The 17,924-nt window shown below is 60.9% G+C and carries 14 protein-coding genes, 1 other RNA gene and 2 pseudogenes; 10 read left to right on the plus strand and 7 right to left on the minus strand.

What is annotated here, in order from left to right; all coding sequences use genetic code 11:
• From ybgF to glmM, 4 genes are all read left to right on the plus strand, one after another.
• On the plus strand, positions 1-494 hold a 494-nt coding region (gene ybgF, locus PDO_RS25770), incomplete at its 5' end, for a tol-pal system protein YbgF (RefSeq protein ID WP_007608681.1).
• Between the two features lie 25 nt (positions 495-519).
• A complete protein-coding gene (tilS, locus tag PDO_RS25775; RefSeq protein WP_007608682.1) occupies positions 520-1,803 on the plus strand; it encodes a tRNA lysidine(34) synthetase TilS in 1,284 nt (427 codons plus the stop codon).
• Positions 1,804-1,923: 120 nt separating this feature from the next.
• A complete protein-coding gene (ftsH, locus tag PDO_RS25780; protein WP_007608683.1) occupies positions 1,924-3,855 on the plus strand; it encodes an ATP-dependent zinc metalloprotease FtsH in 1,932 nt (643 codons plus the stop codon).
• 210 nt (positions 3,856-4,065) lie between these two features.
• A complete protein-coding gene (glmM, locus tag PDO_RS25785) occupies positions 4,066-5,421 on the plus strand; it encodes a phosphoglucosamine mutase (protein WP_007608685.1) in 1,356 nt (451 codons plus the stop codon).
• Positions 5,422-5,533: 112 nt separating this feature from the next.
• Here the strand turns inward: glmM and PDO_RS25790 are convergent, their stop codons facing one another.
• A complete protein-coding gene (locus PDO_RS25790; RefSeq protein WP_007608686.1) occupies positions 5,534-6,280 on the minus strand; it encodes a YebC/PmpR family DNA-binding transcriptional regulator in 747 nt (248 codons plus the stop codon).
• Positions 6,281-6,439: 159 nt separating this feature from the next.
• On the opposite strand from PDO_RS25790, the pseudogene PDO_RS25795 reads away from it, so the two are divergent.
• Positions 6,440-6,942, plus strand: a pseudogene (locus tag PDO_RS25795) (pyridoxamine 5'-phosphate oxidase family protein).
• 2 nt (positions 6,943-6,944) lie between these two features.
• Here the strand turns inward: PDO_RS25795 and PDO_RS25800 are convergent.
• The 3 genes from PDO_RS25800 to PDO_RS28680 form a co-directional block, all read right to left on the minus strand.
• Positions 6,945-7,796, minus strand: a complete 852-nt coding sequence (locus tag PDO_RS25800; protein WP_037075605.1) for an MBL fold metallo-hydrolase — start codon at positions 7,794-7,796, stop codon at positions 6,945-6,947.
• 126 nt (positions 7,797-7,922) lie between these two features.
• Positions 7,923-8,747, minus strand: coding sequence for a TIGR00282 family metallophosphoesterase (locus PDO_RS28675; RefSeq protein WP_007608690.1), 825 nt, complete (start codon positions 8,745-8,747; stop codon positions 7,923-7,925).
• A gap of 9 nt (positions 8,748-8,756) precedes the next feature.
• Positions 8,757-9,338, minus strand: a complete 582-nt coding sequence (locus PDO_RS28680) for a 5-formyltetrahydrofolate cyclo-ligase (protein WP_007608691.1) — start codon at positions 9,336-9,338, stop codon at positions 8,757-8,759.
• A 175-nt stretch (positions 9,339-9,513) separates the two neighbouring features.
• On the opposite strand from PDO_RS28680, the gene PDO_RS25815 reads away from it, so the two are divergent.
• Both PDO_RS25815 and PDO_RS25820 read left to right on the plus strand, forming a co-directional pair.
• Positions 9,514-11,559: a methyl-accepting chemotaxis protein gene (locus PDO_RS25815; RefSeq protein ID WP_007608692.1), complete on the plus strand. Its 2,046-nt coding sequence runs from the start codon at positions 9,514-9,516 to the stop codon at positions 11,557-11,559.
• A gap of 159 nt (positions 11,560-11,718) precedes the next feature.
• On the plus strand, positions 11,719-13,026 hold the full coding sequence (locus PDO_RS25820) for an SAM-dependent methyltransferase (protein ID WP_007608694.1): 1,308 nt from the start codon (positions 11,719-11,721) through the stop codon (positions 13,024-13,026).
• 9 nt (positions 13,027-13,035) lie between these two features.
• Here the strand turns inward: PDO_RS25820 and ssrS are convergent.
• The 3 genes from ssrS to PDO_RS25830 form a co-directional block, all read right to left on the minus strand.
• Positions 13,036-13,194: non-coding RNA, 6S RNA (gene ssrS / locus PDO_RS27495), on the minus strand.
• A gap of 79 nt (positions 13,195-13,273) precedes the next feature.
• A complete protein-coding gene (locus PDO_RS25825) occupies positions 13,274-13,660 on the minus strand; it encodes a cell division protein ZapA (RefSeq protein ID WP_007608696.1) in 387 nt (128 codons plus the stop codon).
• A 77-nt stretch (positions 13,661-13,737) separates the two neighbouring features.
• Positions 13,738-14,010 carry a DUF4164 domain-containing protein gene (locus PDO_RS25830; protein WP_007608697.1) on the minus strand — a complete coding sequence of 91 codons (273 nt, stop codon included), beginning with the start codon at positions 14,008-14,010 and terminating at the stop codon, positions 13,738-13,740.
• 342 nt (positions 14,011-14,352) lie between these two features.
• Between PDO_RS25830 and tkt the strand changes: the two genes are divergently transcribed.
• From tkt to PDO_RS25845, 3 genes and pseudogenes are all read left to right on the plus strand, one after another.
• Positions 14,353-16,335: a transketolase gene (gene tkt / locus PDO_RS25835; protein WP_007608698.1), complete on the plus strand. Its 1,983-nt coding sequence runs from the start codon at positions 14,353-14,355 to the stop codon at positions 16,333-16,335.
• 77 nt (positions 16,336-16,412) lie between these two features.
• Complete coding sequence (gene gap / locus PDO_RS25840) at positions 16,413-17,423, plus strand: type I glyceraldehyde-3-phosphate dehydrogenase (RefSeq protein ID WP_007608700.1); 1,011 nt, start codon at positions 16,413-16,415, stop codon at positions 17,421-17,423.
• 183 nt (positions 17,424-17,606) lie between these two features.
• A pseudogene (locus tag PDO_RS25845) lies at positions 17,607-17,924 on the plus strand (hybrid sensor histidine kinase/response regulator); the annotation flags it as partial.

Below are 17,924 nucleotides of genomic sequence, written 5' to 3' on the forward strand. Positions count from 1 at the left end.
CAACGGTCAACCAGAATGCAGTCGACAACCAGGCATCTCTCCCGGGCGTCGATACGGCGACGGCACCAGCCAGCCAGCAGGCACCGGCGGTCAGCGAGACTGCTGCTTCGGGCTCGGAGAACGACATCTACCAGGTTGCCTATGCGCATGTGCTGTCAGGCGACTATGGCATGGCGGAAAATGAGTTCCGCGACTTCATCTCCAGCTACCCGAGCAGCAAGAAGATCGCCGATGCCAATTTCTGGCTGGGCGAGGCCCTCTATTCCCAGGGCAATTTCAACGAGGCTGCCAAAACATTCCTGAATGCCCACCAGTCCTACAGCAGCTCGCCCAAGGCGCCTGAAATGCTGCTGAAGCTCGGCATGTCGCTCGCAGCCCTCGACAACACCGAGACAGCCTGCGCCACATTGCGTGAAGTGCCTAAGCGCTATCCCAAGGCATCCCGCGCCGTCGTCTCCAAGGTCGCCAGCGAGCAGAAGCGCCTGAGCTGCTGATGTCTGCCCAGCCCGGACGACGACCGTGCTGACTGCCACATCTCCCAACGATACCGCGCGGCGCTTCCTCGGAACTCTTTCGAAGCCATCTCACCTACTGATTGCCGTTTCCGGCGGCAGCGATTCGACCGGACTGCTGATCGCCCTCAGGCGCGCTATCGCGACGCATGGCTTCCCCCACACACTGACGGCTGCGACCATCGATCACGCCTTGCGCCAGGCATCCGCCACCGAAGCCGCTTGGGTTTTCGAACTCTGTGCGAGACTCGATATTGTGCGCCACATCCGCCGCTGGACCGGTGACAAGCCCAAGACCGGTATTCCCGCCGCCGCCCGCGAGGCACGCTACGGATTGCTCGCCGAGATCGCCCAGCAATGCGGCGCGGATGCAATCGTGACCGGCCACACGCATGATGACCAGATCGAAACGGTGGCGATGCGGGCATCCCGGGCAAATCACGAAAACCTCGGCCTTGCCGGCATGGCGCCAGCCACGCTTTTTGATCGCCGCATCTGGCTTCTCCGCCCTTTCCTCGACGTTACACGCGAAGCGATCCGCGACAGCCTTCGCCAGGTCGGGCAGTCCTGGATCGACGATCCGAGCAATGCCGACCGGTCCTATGAACGGGTGCGCATGCGCCAGGACAACGTCGCCATCGACTTCAACCCCGAGGCAGGCCTGCGCCGCCAGGCCTTGTCGCAGGCGACTGCGGACTGGCTGGGGCAGCATGCAACCTTGATCAGCGGCTGCGTCATCAAACTGGATCGCGACGCCTTGGCCGCCCCGCCCGAGATCCTGCGCCACGGCATGGCAACGCTTGCCGCAGTGCTGGGTGGAAAACCGCATCGTCCGGCGGCACAGGCGACAGACAAGCTGATGGCGCTGGCCAGCGCCGAGGGCAGCACATCGCTGACCCTTTCCGGCTGCCTGGTCGTCCGGCGCAAGGACGTCGTCTACATGCTGCGCGAGAGGCGCGGTCTTTTGACGCTCCCCCTTCCCCCTTACGCGACCATTGTCTGGGATGGACGTTTCGAGATCCGCAACCACACGGCGCGCATCCTGCGTATCGAACCGGGTGCCATATCACCGATTTTGCCAGACCTTCCAGGCCCGGCAAGGACCGCCATGACAGGGATTTTCCCGCAAATCCGCGAGGAAAGCGGGCAAATCGTCGAACCGGGCGCCGATTTCGAATCGTCTCCCTATCTGCCGCTCTTCGATCGTTTTCTGCCGGCATTCGATGTCGCGCTTGCCGACCGCGTCGCCGCGATCCTCGGTCGCGGCCCAACCTTGTCCTGCCCCATTTAAGAGTTATTGACGGAAAACGATGCACAGGCACCACTTTGCCTTGGCAACGGCCCGGCGCAATCCTATGTTAGCGGGTAAGATCGCGGGGTTCCTTCCCGCAAGACATGTTCGGGGAGTTCAATGAACCCAAATTTTCGGAATTTCGCGCTGTGGGCGATCATCGCCCTCTTGCTGATCGCACTGTTCAGCATGTTCCAGACGTCACCGTCTCAATCCAGCTCGCGCGAGATACCCTATTCGCAGTTCCTCAGCGAAGTGGATTCTGGCCGCGTGCGTGACGTGACTGTCACCGGCAATCGCGTGCTTGGCACCTATGCCGAGAACGGCACCGCCTTCCAGACCTATGCGCCGGTCATTGATGACAACCTGCTCGAAAAGCTGCAGTCGAAGAATGTCATGATCGTTGCCCGTCCGGAAACGGATGGCTCGTCAGGCTTCCTGAGCTATATCGGCACGCTGCTCCCCATGTTGCTGATCCTCGGCGTCTGGCTGTTCTTCATGCGCCAGATGCAGGGCGGTGGCCGCGGTGGCGCCATGGGTTTCGGCAAGTCCAAGGCCAAGCTCCTGACCGAAGCACATGGCCGCGTGACGTTTGACGACGTTGCAGGCGTTGACGAAGCCAAGCAGGATTTGGAGGAAATCGTCGAATTCCTGCGCGATCCGCAGAAATTCCAGCGTCTCGGCGGCAAGATCCCGCGCGGCGTGCTGCTCGTCGGCCCTCCGGGCACGGGTAAGACGCTGCTCGCCCGCTCGGTTGCCGGTGAAGCCAATGTACCCTTCTTCACGATCTCGGGGTCCGACTTCGTCGAAATGTTCGTCGGCGTCGGCGCAAGCCGTGTCCGCGACATGTTCGAACAGGCCAAGAAGAATGCACCCTGCATCATCTTCATCGACGAAATCGACGCCGTCGGTCGTCATCGTGGCGCCGGTCTCGGCGGCGGTAACGACGAACGCGAACAGACGTTGAACCAGTTGCTGGTCGAGATGGACGGTTTCGAGGCGAATGAAGGTGTTATCCTGATCGCCGCGACCAACCGTCCCGACGTTCTCGACCCCGCCCTTCTGCGTCCGGGCCGTTTCGACCGCCAGGTCGTCGTGCCCAATCCCGATATCGTCGGCCGCGAGCGCATCCTCAAGGTGCATGCCCGCAACGTACCGCTGGCACCGAATGTTGACCTCAAGATTCTCGCCCGCGGCACACCCGGCTTTTCCGGCGCCGATCTGATGAACCTCGTCAACGAAGCCGCCCTGATGGCTGCCCGCCGCAACAAGCGCGTCGTCACCATGGCCGAATTCGAAGATGCCAAGGACAAGATCATGATGGGTGCCGAGCGTCGCTCGTCGGCCATGACCGAAGCCGAAAAGAAGCTGACCGCCTACCACGAAGCCGGCCATGCCATCACGGCACTCCATGTCGCGGTTGCCGATCCGCTGCACAAGGCAACGATCATTCCGCGTGGCCGCGCCCTTGGCATGGTCATGCAGCTTCCCGAGGGCGATCGCTACTCGATGAGTTACAAGTGGATGGTGTCGCGCCTCTGCATCATGATGGGCGGCCGCGTCGCCGAAGAGCTGACCTTCGGCAAGGAGAACATTACCTCTGGCGCGTCCTCCGACATCGAGCAGGCGACCAAGCTTGCCCGTGCCATGGTCACCCAGTGGGGCTTCTCCGACGTGCTCGGCCAGGTCGCCTATGGTGAAAACCAGCAGGAAGTCTTCCTTGGCCACTCGGTCTCGCAATCGAAGAACGTTTCGGAATCGACCGCGCAGAAGATCGACACCGAAGTGCGCCGCCTGATCGATGAGGCCTATACCCAGGCCCGCACGATCCTGACGGAAAAGCACGACGAGTTCGTCGCGATCGCCGAAGGCCTGCTCGAATACGAGACGCTGTCCGGCGAAGAGATCAAGTCGCTGATCAAGGGCCACAAGCCTACCCGCGACAGCGGTGAGGATGGCCCGGCCCGCGGCTCCGCTGTTCCCTCGACCGGCAAGAAGGACCTGCCCAAGGGTGGTGAGCCTGAAAGCGGCCTGGAACCCCAGCCACACTGAGCCTCGACCCGTTGAGAATGTTGAAAAGGCCACCTCCCCGAGGTGGCCTTTCTGCCGTCTGGTAACGGGATGTAATCAATTTTCGCGCTAATTTATGTGTTCTTCGACACGAACTATGGCATGAGCAGGCCACTAGCAGTCATGACGATCTCCCCATTGGGTCGCGACTGCTGAATGGCGAGCAGCCAACCTGGATCTAGGGATAGACATATGACACGTCGTTATTTCGGCACGGACGGTATTCGCGGACAGTCGAACCGCTTCCCGATGACACCCGACCTCGCGATGCGCGTCGGCATTGCAGCCGGCACCATTTTTCGCCGCGGCGGCCATCGTCACCGTGTGGTGATCGGCAAGGACACCCGTCTCTCCGGTTATATGCTGGAAAATGCCATGGTCGCCGGCTTTACCGCCGCCGGTCTCGACGCCTTCGTTCTCGGCCCGATCCCCACGCCTGCCGTCGCCATGCTGACCCGTTCGCTACGCTGCGACCTCGGCGTGATGATCTCGGCCTCGCATAATCCGTTTGCCGACAACGGCATCAAGCTCTTCGGCCCAGACGGCTACAAGCTGTCGGACGAGATCGAGGCGCAGATCGAGGAGCTGCTGGAGAAGGATCTTTACAGCCAGCTCGCGTCGGCCGGCGAAATCGGCCGCGCCAAGCGCATCGACGGAGTGCATGACCGCTATATCGAATTCGCCAAGCGGACCATGCCGCGCGACGTGACCCTTCAGGGCCTGCGCGTCGCGATCGATTGCGCCAATGGCGCCGCCTACAAGGTCGCTCCGTCAGCGCTCTGGGAACTCGGCGCGGAAGTCATCACCATCGGCAACGAGCCGACTGGCACCAATATCAATCTCGACTGCGGCTCGACCCATCCGGAAGCGCTGCAGAAGAAGGTCCATGAAGTGCGCGCCGATATCGGCATTGCGCTCGACGGCGATGCCGACCGGGTCATCATCGTCGATGAAAACGGCACGGTGATCGACGGCGACCAGCTGATGGCGGTGATCGCCGAATCCTGGGCCGAGGACCAGACGCTGACCGGCGGCGGCATCGTCGCCACCGTCATGTCCAATCTCGGCCTGGAACGTTTCCTCGGCGACAAGGGCCTGACGCTAGCCCGCACCAAGGTCGGCGACCGCTATGTCGTCGAGCACATGCGCCAGCACGGCTTCAATGTCGGCGGCGAGCAATCCGGCCATCTCGTCATGTCCGACTTCGGCACCACCGGCGACGGCCTGGTTGCCGCCCTGCAGATCCTGTCCTGCGTCAAGCGCACGGGCAAGACCGTGAGCGAGATCTGCCATCGCTTCGAGCCGGTGCCGCAGCTGCTGCGCAATGTCCGGTTCTCCGGCGGCAAGCCGTTGGAAGACAAGACCGTCAAGCAGGCGATTGCCGATGCGGAGGGCGAATTGGCCCGGTCCGGCCGTCTCGTCATCCGCCCCTCCGGCACCGAACCGCTGATCCGCGTCATGGCCGAAGGTGACGACCGTGAGCAGGTCGAGCGCATCGTCAATGGCTTGGTTGACGTGATCGCCAGCGTCAAGAGCGCGGCGGCCTGATGCTGAATGCCGCTGCCACCCGGGGTTAAGAGCCTCGCGTTGAAAAGTCCGAAACAAAAAAAGCCCGGTTGCGATCCGCAACCGGGCTTTTTCATGTGATGGCACCTGACGATCAGGCCGAAAGCTTGGCCATAACGTCGTCCGAGACTTCGAAATTCGAATAGACGTTCTGCACGTCATCATCGTCTTCCAGCGTATCGATCAGCTTCATCAGCGACCGGGCCTTGTCTTCGTCGACGGGGACCGTGTTCTGCGGCCTCCAGATCGCCTTGACGGTTTCGGCTTCGCCGAGAACCGGTTCAAGCGCCTTGGAAACTTCGTTCATATCCTCGAAGGCGCAGTAGATGGTGTGGCCGTCTTCATCGGACACGACGTCTTCCGCGCCAGCCTCGATGGCCGCTTCCATGACCTTGTCGGCATCACCGACAGACGCCTTGTAGGTGAGTTCGCCGACGTGATCGAAGGAGAAGGAGACCGAGCCGGTTTCTCCCAGAGCACCGCCGGCCTTCGTGAAGGTGGAGCGGACGCTGGAGGCGGTCCGGTTGCGGTTGTCGGTCAGCGCTTCGACGATAATCGCCGTGCCGCCCGGGCCATACCCTTCGTAACGGATCGCGTCATAGGTCTCGGCATCGGCGCCCGATGCCTTCTTGATGGCGCGGTCGATATTGTCTTTCGGCATCGACTGCGCCTTGGCGTTCTGCACGGCCAGGCGAAGGGCGGCGTTCATCGTCGGGTCGGGAAGTCCGACCTTGGCCGCTACCGTGATTTCGCGCGCGAGCTTGGAGAACATCTTCGAACGAATGCCGTCCTGCTTGCCCTTGCGGTGCATGATGTTTTTAAACTGTGAATGGCCAGCCATGGCACCCCTGATCAGGTCTAATGTTGGGAATGGCCGCCTTATAAGGGCGAAACCGGCCCGGTTCAAGGAAAATGAAGTCTAATATCGGTTCGCCCGAGACCGGAACAAGTCCGCCGCCAATCCGTTGCCTGTATCGAACCCATCAAGAGGAAAAACGATATGGCAAGCTTCAGCGATGCACGCGAGACCCCGGCCGAACAGCTTTGGGAAGAGATAGAGGACGTCCATGCCGGCATGCTCGGCCTTGTCGGTTCGGAAATGCACATGCAGCCGATGGCGCCCTTTGTCGATCGCAAACACACACGATCTGGTTCTTTACCAAGACCGATTCCGAACTTGTCACGGCGCTGCGTCCGGGCAGTCGCGGCCATTTCTGCGTGGTCGGTAAGAAGCACGACTATCACGCATGCCTGTCCGGCCGCCTGACCGAGACGAAGGACCCGGCCAGGATTGACGAATTCTGGAACTCCGTCGTCGCAGCCTGGTATGAAGGCGGCAAGACAGATCCGACATTGACCATGATCGCGCTTTCGCTGGACGACGGCGAGATTTGGGCCTCGACCGGCAGCACGCTCAAATTCGGCTGGGAAATTGCCAAGGCCAATCTCAATCCGGAAAAGACCCCCGATGTCGGCGTCCACAGACAGATCCGCTTCGCCTGATCTCAGACGCCCTGCAGCACCAGGATCAGCGGCTTCTTCGGCAGTGTCCGCATCGACACCGTCACGCCGCGGTTCTGGGAAATCTCCGCGTCGAAATCGGCTCCGAACATTGACAGAAAGGTTTCGATCGGCGGTCCGCGCCGATGCATCGGCAGGACCAGGGCAGACCTCAGTCGCTTGATCGTCCGGCTCATGCTGTCAGCGCCCATAGTCAGACCGCCATCAACGGGGACCATGACGATATCGAGCCTGCCGATCTCGGCATAATGTGCATCGGTCAACTCGTGATGCAGATGCCCGAGATGACCAATGCAGAGCCCGGCAACTTCGAAGATGAAGATCGAATTGCCGTTCGGCTCGAATCCCCCGTCATAGCTGCGGATGTCGGTCGGCACATTACGGATATAGGCGTCACCGACCACAAGCCTGTGCTCGGCTTTCTCGCCGGGTGCAGTATCGTTCCAGCCGTGCAGGACATTGGCAATGCCGGGATCCGGCGAGCGCGTGTAGTGACTGGAATGCGCCTTGTTCATCGTCACCACATCGGGGAGCCGCGGACTGCGCAGCCAGCCGTTGAAATCCGTGGCGATGGAAATTCCCCCCGGAGTGTCGACCTGGAATGTCGAGTGCCCGAGATAGGTGATCGTAACATCTTCCTGAAATTGCACACGCTGCAGTCCGGAAAGCACTTTGCCAGGCGTTCCCGCGGGTGATTTGAAGCTGGCGAAGGTCACATCCGGCAGCTTTTCGGCGATCAACTGGCATTGGCTGACTTGCGGTCGTGCGTCCTGGGCAACCGCCCCTGCCACCATCATCGTGAAAGCCAAAGCCGATAAGACCAGTCTCAGCATCATGCCGCTCCCGCACCGTCTCTACTGCAGGCGAGAATGGTCCAGGCGTGCTGGCGCGTAAAGCTGGCCGCAGCGCTGCGGCCGTCACAATGGCGTTATCGGCATTCCCAGGGGAATAGGTTCTGGGGACTAGACCCAGAACGGTGGAATGGTCTCGGCGAGACGCGGACCGATGCGCAGCGGCGCAATCTTTTCGGCAAGGCCCGTGCTGTCGGAAATCTCGACACCGACACCGCAGATCGTTGCCGGGCCGCTGGCCGCCTCGAAACGTCCCTTGGGCATTTTCGAGATGAAGCGGTTGAGCGGCTCTTCCTTTTCCATACCCAGTGACGAGTCGTAGTCGCCGCACATGCCGGCATCCGACATATAGGCCGTACCACCGTTGAGGATCTGGTGGTCGGCGGTCGGCACATGCGTATGGGTACCGACGACAAAGCTTGCCCGTCCGTCGACGAAATGGCCGAAGCACTGCTTCTCGCTGGTCGCCTCCGCATGGAAGTCGAAGACCACCACGTCGGCCTGTTCCTTCAGCGGGCATGCCGCGAGAATCGTTTCGGCCGACTTGAAGGGATCGTCGAGTTCCGGATGCATGAACACCCGGCCCATGATGTTGGCAACCAGGACACGCGCGCCGTTGCGGGCGTAAAACAGCCCCGAGCCCTTGCCCGGCGTTCCCGCCGGATAATTGGCCGGTCGCAGGAACTGGTCGTGCCGCGTGCAGAAGCTCACCGCTTCCTTCTGGTCCCAGACGTGATTGCCGGTAGTCACCACATCGGCCCCGGCATTGATCGTCTCGAGATAGATGTCTTCAGTAATGCCGAAACCACCCGCAGCATTCTCGCCGTTGACGATGACAAAATCGAGTTTCAGGTCGGAGATCAGACCGGGCAAGCGTTCCCAGACGGCAGTGCGTCCCGTCTTGCCAACCATGTCACCCAGAAAAAGCAGTCGCATCGTATCGTCCTATGGCGCCGAAAAGGTTTTGAGGCCGCTTTCGGTCAGAATGGCTTCAAGCCGGACGTCATGCGCTTCAGCCGGCACTTCTGCCACCTCCTGACAGTCGAATGCAATGCCGATCAGCCGTGGATCGAGGCCTTTTTGATGTAATCGTGCAATTGCGCGGTCGTAATGCCCGGCGCCGTAGCCGATCCGGTGGCCTTGACGGTCGAATGCCGACAGCGGCACAAGCAGGATTTCGGGATCGAGCACGGCAGCGTCGGGCCCGGGACCGCGTGTGCCGAACCCGGTATCGACCAGTTCGGCACCGGCGACCAGTTCGCGAAAGGCAATCGTGTGGCGATCCAGCACCACCGGCACGCAGAGCCGCGCACCCCGATCCTTCAGCCGCGCCATCAGTGGCCGGATATCAACCTCGGAGCGGATCGGAAAAAATCCCGAAACGATCGTGCCGGGTTCAAAGACGATATCGTCGCCGGCATGATCGACCATCGCCAGACTGTATTCAAGCCGGAGTTCCGCGGGGATCCGGTCACGTTCACCCAGTCGCTCAGCACGCAGTACCGCTTTCAGATCACGATTGCTCATTCTCAACTGTCCATGTCCGTATCCATCATAACCCATGCTCGCATCGCCATATTTGGGGTAACGAAAATGCTAAATTATAAACCGTCAAAACCGCATAAAATTTCCCAAGCAAACCAACGCTTAACGAGATCCGATTAGAATGCCACCCGGGAGTTACTTAAGGGACCAGGTTCATATGACCATCTTCTCGCGCTTCGGCATTACAAAAACAATCACCTTGACGACAGTCATGATCCTGGTCGCGGCACTCGGCGTCGTCTCCTGGGTCATTTCCAACGGGATTGCAGGCCGCATCCAGCAGCAGGCGATTACCAGCCAGAACACCAGCTTGCGCACGGCCGCGACGATCGTCGAACGTGACCTGCCCGGCACCAAGATCACCTGGGGCAAGGATGGCAATGTCGAACGGATCGTTACCGAGAGCATTCCCAAGGAATTCACCGACCACGGCATGATCGACTCGATCGGCCGCATGACTGGCCAGACGGCGACGATCTTTGCCTGGGATGCCGAAAGCAAGGACTTCTGGCGCCGCACGACCAATATCATCAAGCCAGACGGCACGCGCGCTGTCGGCACGGCGCTCGGCCAGACCGGCGCCGTCTACCCGTTCCTGACCAAGGGCGAAGTCTATCGCGGCGAAGCCGTTATCCTTGAAGTCCCGTATTACACGATTTATCAGCCGATCTTCTCCCCGACCGGCGATGTCATCGGTATTCTCTACGCCGGTGTTCGTGCGGCCGACATCAACAGCATGGCCAGCGAAATGGCCTATGCGATCGGCACCACCGCTCTGATCGTCCTGATCATAGCCGCAGCCTTTATCGCCCTCTTCGTCCGCCAGATCGTCGGCGCCCTGCCGCGTCTGACCGCCGTTGCCAACAAGCTGGCCGGCGGCCAACTCGACACGGATGTTCCCCACAAGGAACTCCACAACGAGATCGGCGCCCTGGCCCAATCCCTGGACGTCTTCCGCGAAAGCGCCATCCAGAAAATCGAAATCGAACGCCAAGCTGCAGAAGCCGCAGCGGACGGCGAGCGCCAGCGCGTTGAACGCGAAGTGGCCAAGGCCGAAGATACCCGCGCGGTCCAGCAGGCCGTCGATGTCCTGGCCGGCTGTCTGAACAAGCTAAGCGACGGCGACCTGACCGTCCGGATCAACCAGTCCTTCCCGGGTGATCTCGACAAGGTTCGCCTTGATTTCAACAACTCGATCGAGAAACTGTCTTCGACCCTCGGCCAGTTGCGTGACGAGACATCCGGCATCGAGGCAAGCTCTGCGGAGATGCGCTCGGCCACCGACGACCTGTCGAAGCGCACAGAACAGCAGGCAGCCTCGCTGGAAGAGACCTCGGCAGCGCTTGAGGAAATCACCACAACAGTTCGCGGCTCATCTGCCAAGGCGGATGAAGCCGCCGAAATCGCCCGCCGTGCGCAGGCAAGCACGGAAACCTCCAGCAAGGTCGTTTCCGATGCCGTCGATGCCATGGGCCATATCGAGCAGGCCTCAAGCGAGATCTCCAAGATCATCAACGTCATCGACGAAATCGCATTCCAGACCAACCTTCTCGCGCTGAATGCCGGCGTCGAGGCAGCCCGTGCCGGTGAAGCCGGCAAGGGTTTTGCCGTGGTCGCGCAGGAAGTGCGTGAACTGGCCCAGCGGTCTGCCAATGCGGCCAAGGACATCAAGGCCCTGATCACCAAGTCGGGCGTGGCGGTTGCCGGCGGTGTTGCCCTGGTTCGCGAGACCGGCAAAGCACTGGGCGAAATCTCCCAGCAGGTCACCCACATCAACAGCCATATCGGGGCCATCGCCCTGGCAGCCCGCGAACAGTCCACGGCACTCGGCGAAATCAACAGCTCGGTCAACCAGATGGACCAGTTTACTCAGAAGAACGCAGCCATGGTCGAGGAGACCACGGCCGTGACCCATCGCCTCGCCGACAGCGCCCAGAACCTGGCAGGTCTCATTGGTCAGTTCCGCATGGCGGAAGGCAGCAGGTTTGCCGCGTCGCCGCGCCCGGCCGCCCCGAGCTATACGCCCGCCAACCGTCCCGCTGCGCCGATCACCCGCGTGACGACACCGCGCCCGGTGGAAACAACGGCCCGCCCGGTTGCGTCGCCAGCCCGCAAGATGGTCGGCAATCTCGCCAAGGCCTTCGGTGGTGGATCGAGCACACCCGCTTCCAGCGGCGGCAGCGACAACTGGGAAGAATTCTGAGCCAAGGCCAACCAAGGTTTCTGACAATCGACGCCAGCGCAACTTGATGTTGCGCTGGCGTTATCATTTTGGCTGAACCCTAAACCCGTAATTTCAGATGCAGTCGCGCGTATTTGCGCTACCATGATCACCCGATCGGCACGCCGCTATGAGGTGCACATGTTTCTGCTGTCGCATATGCTGAAGTCTTTCATTCGCAAAGGCCAACTCACCGTCATCGATGCCGAGGGAAAGCGCCACATCTTCGGTGGCGGCGAACCCGGTCCGCAGGTCACCATGCGACTGACCGATCCTGCGCTCTATCGCAGCCTGGTCTTCAAGGCCGAAATGGTTGCCGGTGAGGCCTATATGGACGGCACCATGCGCTTCGAGGAAGGCTCGACATTGCGCGACTTTCTCACCCTCTTCTCGATCAACCGCCTGTCGCTTGGCAAATACCCGATCCAGAAAGTTCTGCGCGCGATCAAGATGCCGTTCCGCAAATTCCTGCAATCCAACCGCAAGGGCGAGGCGCAGCGCCATGTCGCCCATCACTACGACCTGGGCAACGACTTCTACAAACTCTTCCTCGATGACAACATGCTCTATTCCTGTGCCTATTTCCGCGAGCCGGACGAGACGCTGGAACAGGCCCAGCGTAACAAGCTGCGGCTGCTGGCCGCCAAACTGAACCTGAAGCCGGGCATGAAGGTTCTCGATATCGGCTGTGGCTGGGGCGACCTGGCGCTGTATCTGGCACGACTTGAAGATGTCGAGGTGGTCGGCGTCACGCTGTCGAAGGAGCAACACGCGCTGGCCACCAAACGTGCAGCAGACGCCGGCCTGTCGAGCCGCGTCCGTTTCGAGCTGAAGGACTACCGCGATGTCAGCGAGCATTTCGACCGCATCGTCTCAGTCGGCATGTTCGAACATGTCGGCGTCCAGCACTATGACGAGTTTTTCAAGAAGCTGAACGCTCTGATGCCGGATGACGGTGTTGCGGTCATTCATTCCATCGGCCACATGAGCCCGCCCGGCATGACCGGCCCGTGGATCCGCAAGTACATCTTTCCCGGCGGCTATTCACCTGCCCTGTCGGAAGTCGTCTCCGTCACCGAACGAAACAGCCTATGGGTCACCGATATCGAGGTGCTGCGCGTGCATTACGCAACGACGCTCGCCCATTGGGGCAAGCGGTTCGAGGCCAACCGCGACAAGGTCATCGCCATGTATGACGAACGTTTTGCCCGGATGTGGGAATTTTACCTGATCAGCGCGGAGATGACCTTCCGCACCGGGAGCCAGATGGTGTTCCATCTGCAGCTGTCGCGCAAACGCGATGCCGCGCCGATCGTCCGCGACTACATCACCGACCAGCAGCGCCTGTATATCGAGAAGGAACGGTCGCTGGGGCTCGGCGCACAGCAACCGCAGCTCAGCCTGGTCGCCGCGCAAGCAGAAGCCGACACGTCATCTGCTGGGCCGTGAAGGGGAAAAGTGCGATCCGCGGCAACCGTTGGATGTTTACGATCCTGGGTGCCTACAAACGTAGGTGGGCGCCATATGTCCGAGCCCACGGGCCCGGCCAGGGACAGCTCCCTTTGGATCGAGTATGGCCCCAGGGATTGTGTGTCCTGTCGAGAGGCGCAGACCGCAGGCAAGATATAGGCGCAATGACCGCTCTGCGCCAGAGGCGAAACGGAATTCAGTCGCGTTTTTCGATCACGGGTGGTTTTCAGCTGTCCTGGCGTGCCGCCACGGCCAGCCGGCCATTCAGCTTGCGGGTGATGCCGTTCAGCCGCTCGGTCAGTTCCCCGAGCGCTGAGACAACCTGCTCCTCGCGATGGCTTGCACCGCTGACCGCGCTATCGCGGCCTTCGCGCAGGCTGGCGAGATCGCCTTCCATGGCAGACATCCGGCGCTTGATTTCGGCCAACTCGTCCATCACCATGATCCCGGCCATGACCGTGATGCGCAGGTCGCCGATCTCACCGAATTGGCCCTTGAGATGGCTGACATAACGATCGAACTGGTCCGCAAGCTCGGTCAGATGGCCTTCCTGGCCTTCTTCGCAAGCCATGCGATAGGCTTTACCATCGATCGTGACTGTCACCTGGGCCATTGGCCGTCCAACTCTCTCAACGCACTGCGCAAAGCGCACAAAAGCAAAAGTTCAAAACTTCAAAAAGTAACGACCGCTCAGTTGTCGAGCACGGCACGGATCGTTTCCATCGCCGTCACAAGCCGCCGTGAGACCTCGCGATTGACTTCTTCCAGACGGTTTGCCCGAAACTCCGACTGATCGAGTTCCTGCGCCAGTCGCGAACGATCGGCGTGCACCCGACGCACCTCGCCCTCGACTTCACTGTTTTCGCGCTGCGCCTCGATGCGACCATCGACTGCACTTTCCAGCCCGGCAATTGCCTGACGAAGCGCCCCGAGCGCAGCATCGACCGAATTTCCCGTCGGCATTCCTTCGCCCCTGCCTTCGCTTCTTATCCCCGGCGGCCCGAATCGGCCGACAAACCCCGGTGCTTTGATGGCGAACACTAAGCCTCGCGATTGCCACGCGTCAATAAAGCCGCACCGCCTGTAACCCGCCAATTCTGTGGAAGATCGCATTCTTATGCCCGTCCGCCACGCAAGACAGTGCAGCGCACACGAAACAGGCAAAACCATGTTTTCTTGCTCGATAAAAGACCAGAAGCCGGCGCATTTGTTGACTTGCGCGGTGCACCTGATATGGATCAGCCCCGTTCAGACGGACCGCCTTTAGCGACCGTTTCTTGCAGCCCCGGAACAAGCGGAACAGCCATGATTTCTCCCGAAAAACATCAGCGGATGGCAAATGCGATCCGTTTCCTTGCCATGGATGCAGTGGAAAAGGCCAACTCCGGCCATCCCGGCCTGCCGATGGGCGCCGCCGATATCGCCACAGTTCTCTTCAGCCGCTTTCTGAAGTTCGATCCGAAGAACCCGCTCTGGCCGGATCGCGACCGCTTCGTTCTGTCTGCCGGCCATGGTTCGATGCTACTCTACTCGCTCCTCTATCTAACCGGATATGAGGACATGACGATCGAGGACATCAAGCAGTTCCGCCAACTCGGTTCCAAGACCGCCGGTCACCCGGAATACGGCCATGCGTCGGGCATCGAGACGACCACCGGTCCGCTCGGCCAGGGCATTGCCAATGCCGTCGGCATGGCGATCGCCGAACGCAAGCTGGCACAGGAATTCGGCTCCGAGCTGCAGAGCCACTTCACCTATGCGCTGGTCGGTGACGGTTGCCTGATGGAAGGCATCAGCCAGGAAGCCATCGCGCTTGCCGGCCATCTGAAGCTCAATAAGCTCGTCGTCTTCTGGGACGACAACAAGATCACCATCGACGGCGCCGTATCGCTGTCGGACTCGACTGACCAGATCGCCCGCCTGAAGTCGGCGCACTGGAACACGATCGAGATCGACGGTCACGATCAGGACGCCATCGCAGCAGCGATCGAAGCGGCACACAAGTCGGACCGCCCGACCTTCATCGCCTGCCGCACGATCATCGGCTTCGGCGCACCGAACAAGCAGGGCACCCACAAGGTCCATGGCTCGCCGCTCGGCGCAGAAGAAATCGCCGCTGCCCGCAAGTCGCTGAACTGGGAATCGGAAGCTTTCGTCGTTCCGGCTGACGTGCTGGACACCTGGCGTCTCGCCGGCCTGCGTTCGACCAAAGCCCGCAAGGAATGGGAAGAGCGCCTCGCTGGCTCCGACGCCGAAAAACGCGCCGAGTTCAACCGCCGCTTCGCCGGCGAACTGCCGGGCAGCTTCGACACCACGATTGACGCATTCAAGAAGAAGATCGCCGCCAACAACCCGACGGTTGCCACCCGCAAGGCTTCGGAGGATGCGCTGGAAGTGATCAACGGCCTGTTGCCGGAAACGCTGGGCGGCTCTGCCGACCTGACGCCGTCGAACAACACCAAGACGAGCCAGATGACGTCGATCACCCCGACCGACTTCTCCGGCCGCTACATGCACTACGGCATCCGCGAACACGGCATGGCCGCGGCCATGAACGGCATTTCGCTGCATGGCGGTCTGATCCCTTACGCAGGCGGCTTCCTGATCTTCTCGGATTATTGCCGCCCGTCTGTGCGTCTCGCAGCCCTCATGGGCATTCGCGTCGTGCACGTCTGGACGCATGATTCCATCGGCGTCGGCGAAGACGGCCCGACCCATCAGCCGGTCGAACACTACGCGGCCCTGCGCGCCATCCCGAACCTGCTGCTCTTCCGCCCGGCCGATGAGACTGAGACGGCCGAGTGCTGGCAGATTGCGCTGAAGGAAAAACATCGTCCATCCGGCCTGGCGTTGACCCGCCAGAACCTGATCCCGGCTCGCACGGTATATGAAGAGAAGAACCTCTCGGCTTATGGCGCCTATGAGCTGATCTCGGCCAGCGATGCCAAGGTGTCGATCTTTGCCTCAGGCTCGGAAGTCGAGATCGCCATCAAGGCACAGGCGACACTTGCCGCCAAGGGTATCTCCGCCCGCGTGGTTTCGGTTCCCTGCTTCGAACTGTTCTTCGAACAGTCGGCCGACTATCAGGAAGCGATCATCGGCAAGGCCCCGGTCAAGATCGCGGTCGAAGCCGGCATCCGCCAGGGCTGGGACGCGTTCATCGGCAATGACGGCGCCTTTGTCGGCATGAAGTCCTTTGGCGCCTCCGCGCCGGCCAAGGATCTCTACAAGCATTTCGGCATCACGGCAGAAGCCGTTGTTTCCGCCGCCGAAGCCAAGCTCGCCTGACACCTTTTGCGCAAGGGCGCCGCGCGGCGCCCTTCCCCGCCCAATCTGATCTTCGTTATCCAATCAGGAGTGCACCTATGACTGTGAAAGTTGCCATCAACGGCTTTGGCCGTATCGGGCGTAACGTTCTGCGCGCCATCGTCGAATCCGGCCGCACCGACATCGAAGTCGTTGCCATCAACGACCTCGGCCCGGTCGAGACCAATGCGCACCTGCTCCGCTACGACTCGATCCACGGCAAGTTCCCGGCGACCGTGAAGGTCGAAGGCGACACCATCATCGTTGGCGGCGGCAAGCCGATCAAGGTCACCGCGATCAAGGATCCGGCAACCTTGCCGCATGCCGAAATGGGCGTCGATATCGCCATGGAATGCACCGGCATCTTCGCCACGCGCGAAAAGGCTGCCCTGCACCTCCAGGCTGGCGCCAAGCGTGTCATCGTTTCGGCACCGGCCGACGGCGCTGACCTGACCGTCGTCTTCGGCGTCAACCATGACAAGCTGACCAAGGATCACCTGGTCATCTCCAACGCGTCCTGCACCACCAATTGCCTGGTGCCGGTCGTCAAGGTGCTGAACGAAGCGATCGGCATTGATCATGGCTTCATGACCACGATCCATTCCTATACCGGCGACCAGCCGACGCTCGACACCATGCACAAGGATCTCTACCGCGCCCGCGCGGCAGCGCTCTCGATGATCCCGACCTCGACCGGTGCAGCCAAGGCCGTTGGCCTGGTTCTCCCTGAGCTGAAGGGCAAGCTTGACGGCACCTCGATCCGCGTTCCGACCCCGAATGTCTCGGTCGTCGATTTCAAGTTCGTCGCCAAGAAGACCACCACGGTTCAGGAAGTCAACGACGCCATCATCGCTGCCTCGAACGGCGCGCTGAAGGGCATCCTCGGCTATACCGACGAGCCGCTGGTCTCGCGCGACTTCAACCATGACAGCCACTCGTCGATCTTCGCGCTCGACCAGACCAAGGTTCTCGAAGGCAATTTCGTCCGCATCCTCACCTGGTACGACAACGAATGGGGCTTCTCCAACCGCATGTCGGACACAGCAGTGGCCTTCGCCAAGACCATCTGATCCTCAATCGATCACTGTTGAAAACACAAGGCGGGCTGGAAACAGTCCGCCTTGTGCATATGACGGCATGATCGGCATAGGATCTGAAGCCAATACGACGAGCCGGAACCTTTGCGCCAGAGCTGCGTTGACCCGGTCGATATGCGGAAACAAGGGAGTCCGCGATTTCACTAAGGGTTGCCGATGATTTTGGGCGGTGGGGAATGCGGACGACTGTTCCGGAACTTCGAGTGGAGCAGCACGTCACTCGGTCCGTATGAAAGCTGGCCGTCGGAACTGCGCACGCTGACAAGCGTGATGCTGGGCTCCCTACAGCCGATGCTGATCGTCTGGGGACCGGACCAGATCACCCTCTACAATGAGGGCTATGCCCAGATGTGCGGCAATCGCCACCCGGCGGCCTTCGGCCATCCGTTCCGGGATCTGTGGTTCGACATCTGGGACCAGGTCGATCCGATCATCACCGCCGCCTATGCCGGGCAAGGCACATCGATGGATGAC

Source organism: Rhizobium sp. PDO1-076, from assembly GCF_000247475.1.
In the GTDB taxonomy this organism is placed as follows: domain Bacteria; phylum Pseudomonadota; class Alphaproteobacteria; order Rhizobiales; family Rhizobiaceae; genus Allorhizobium.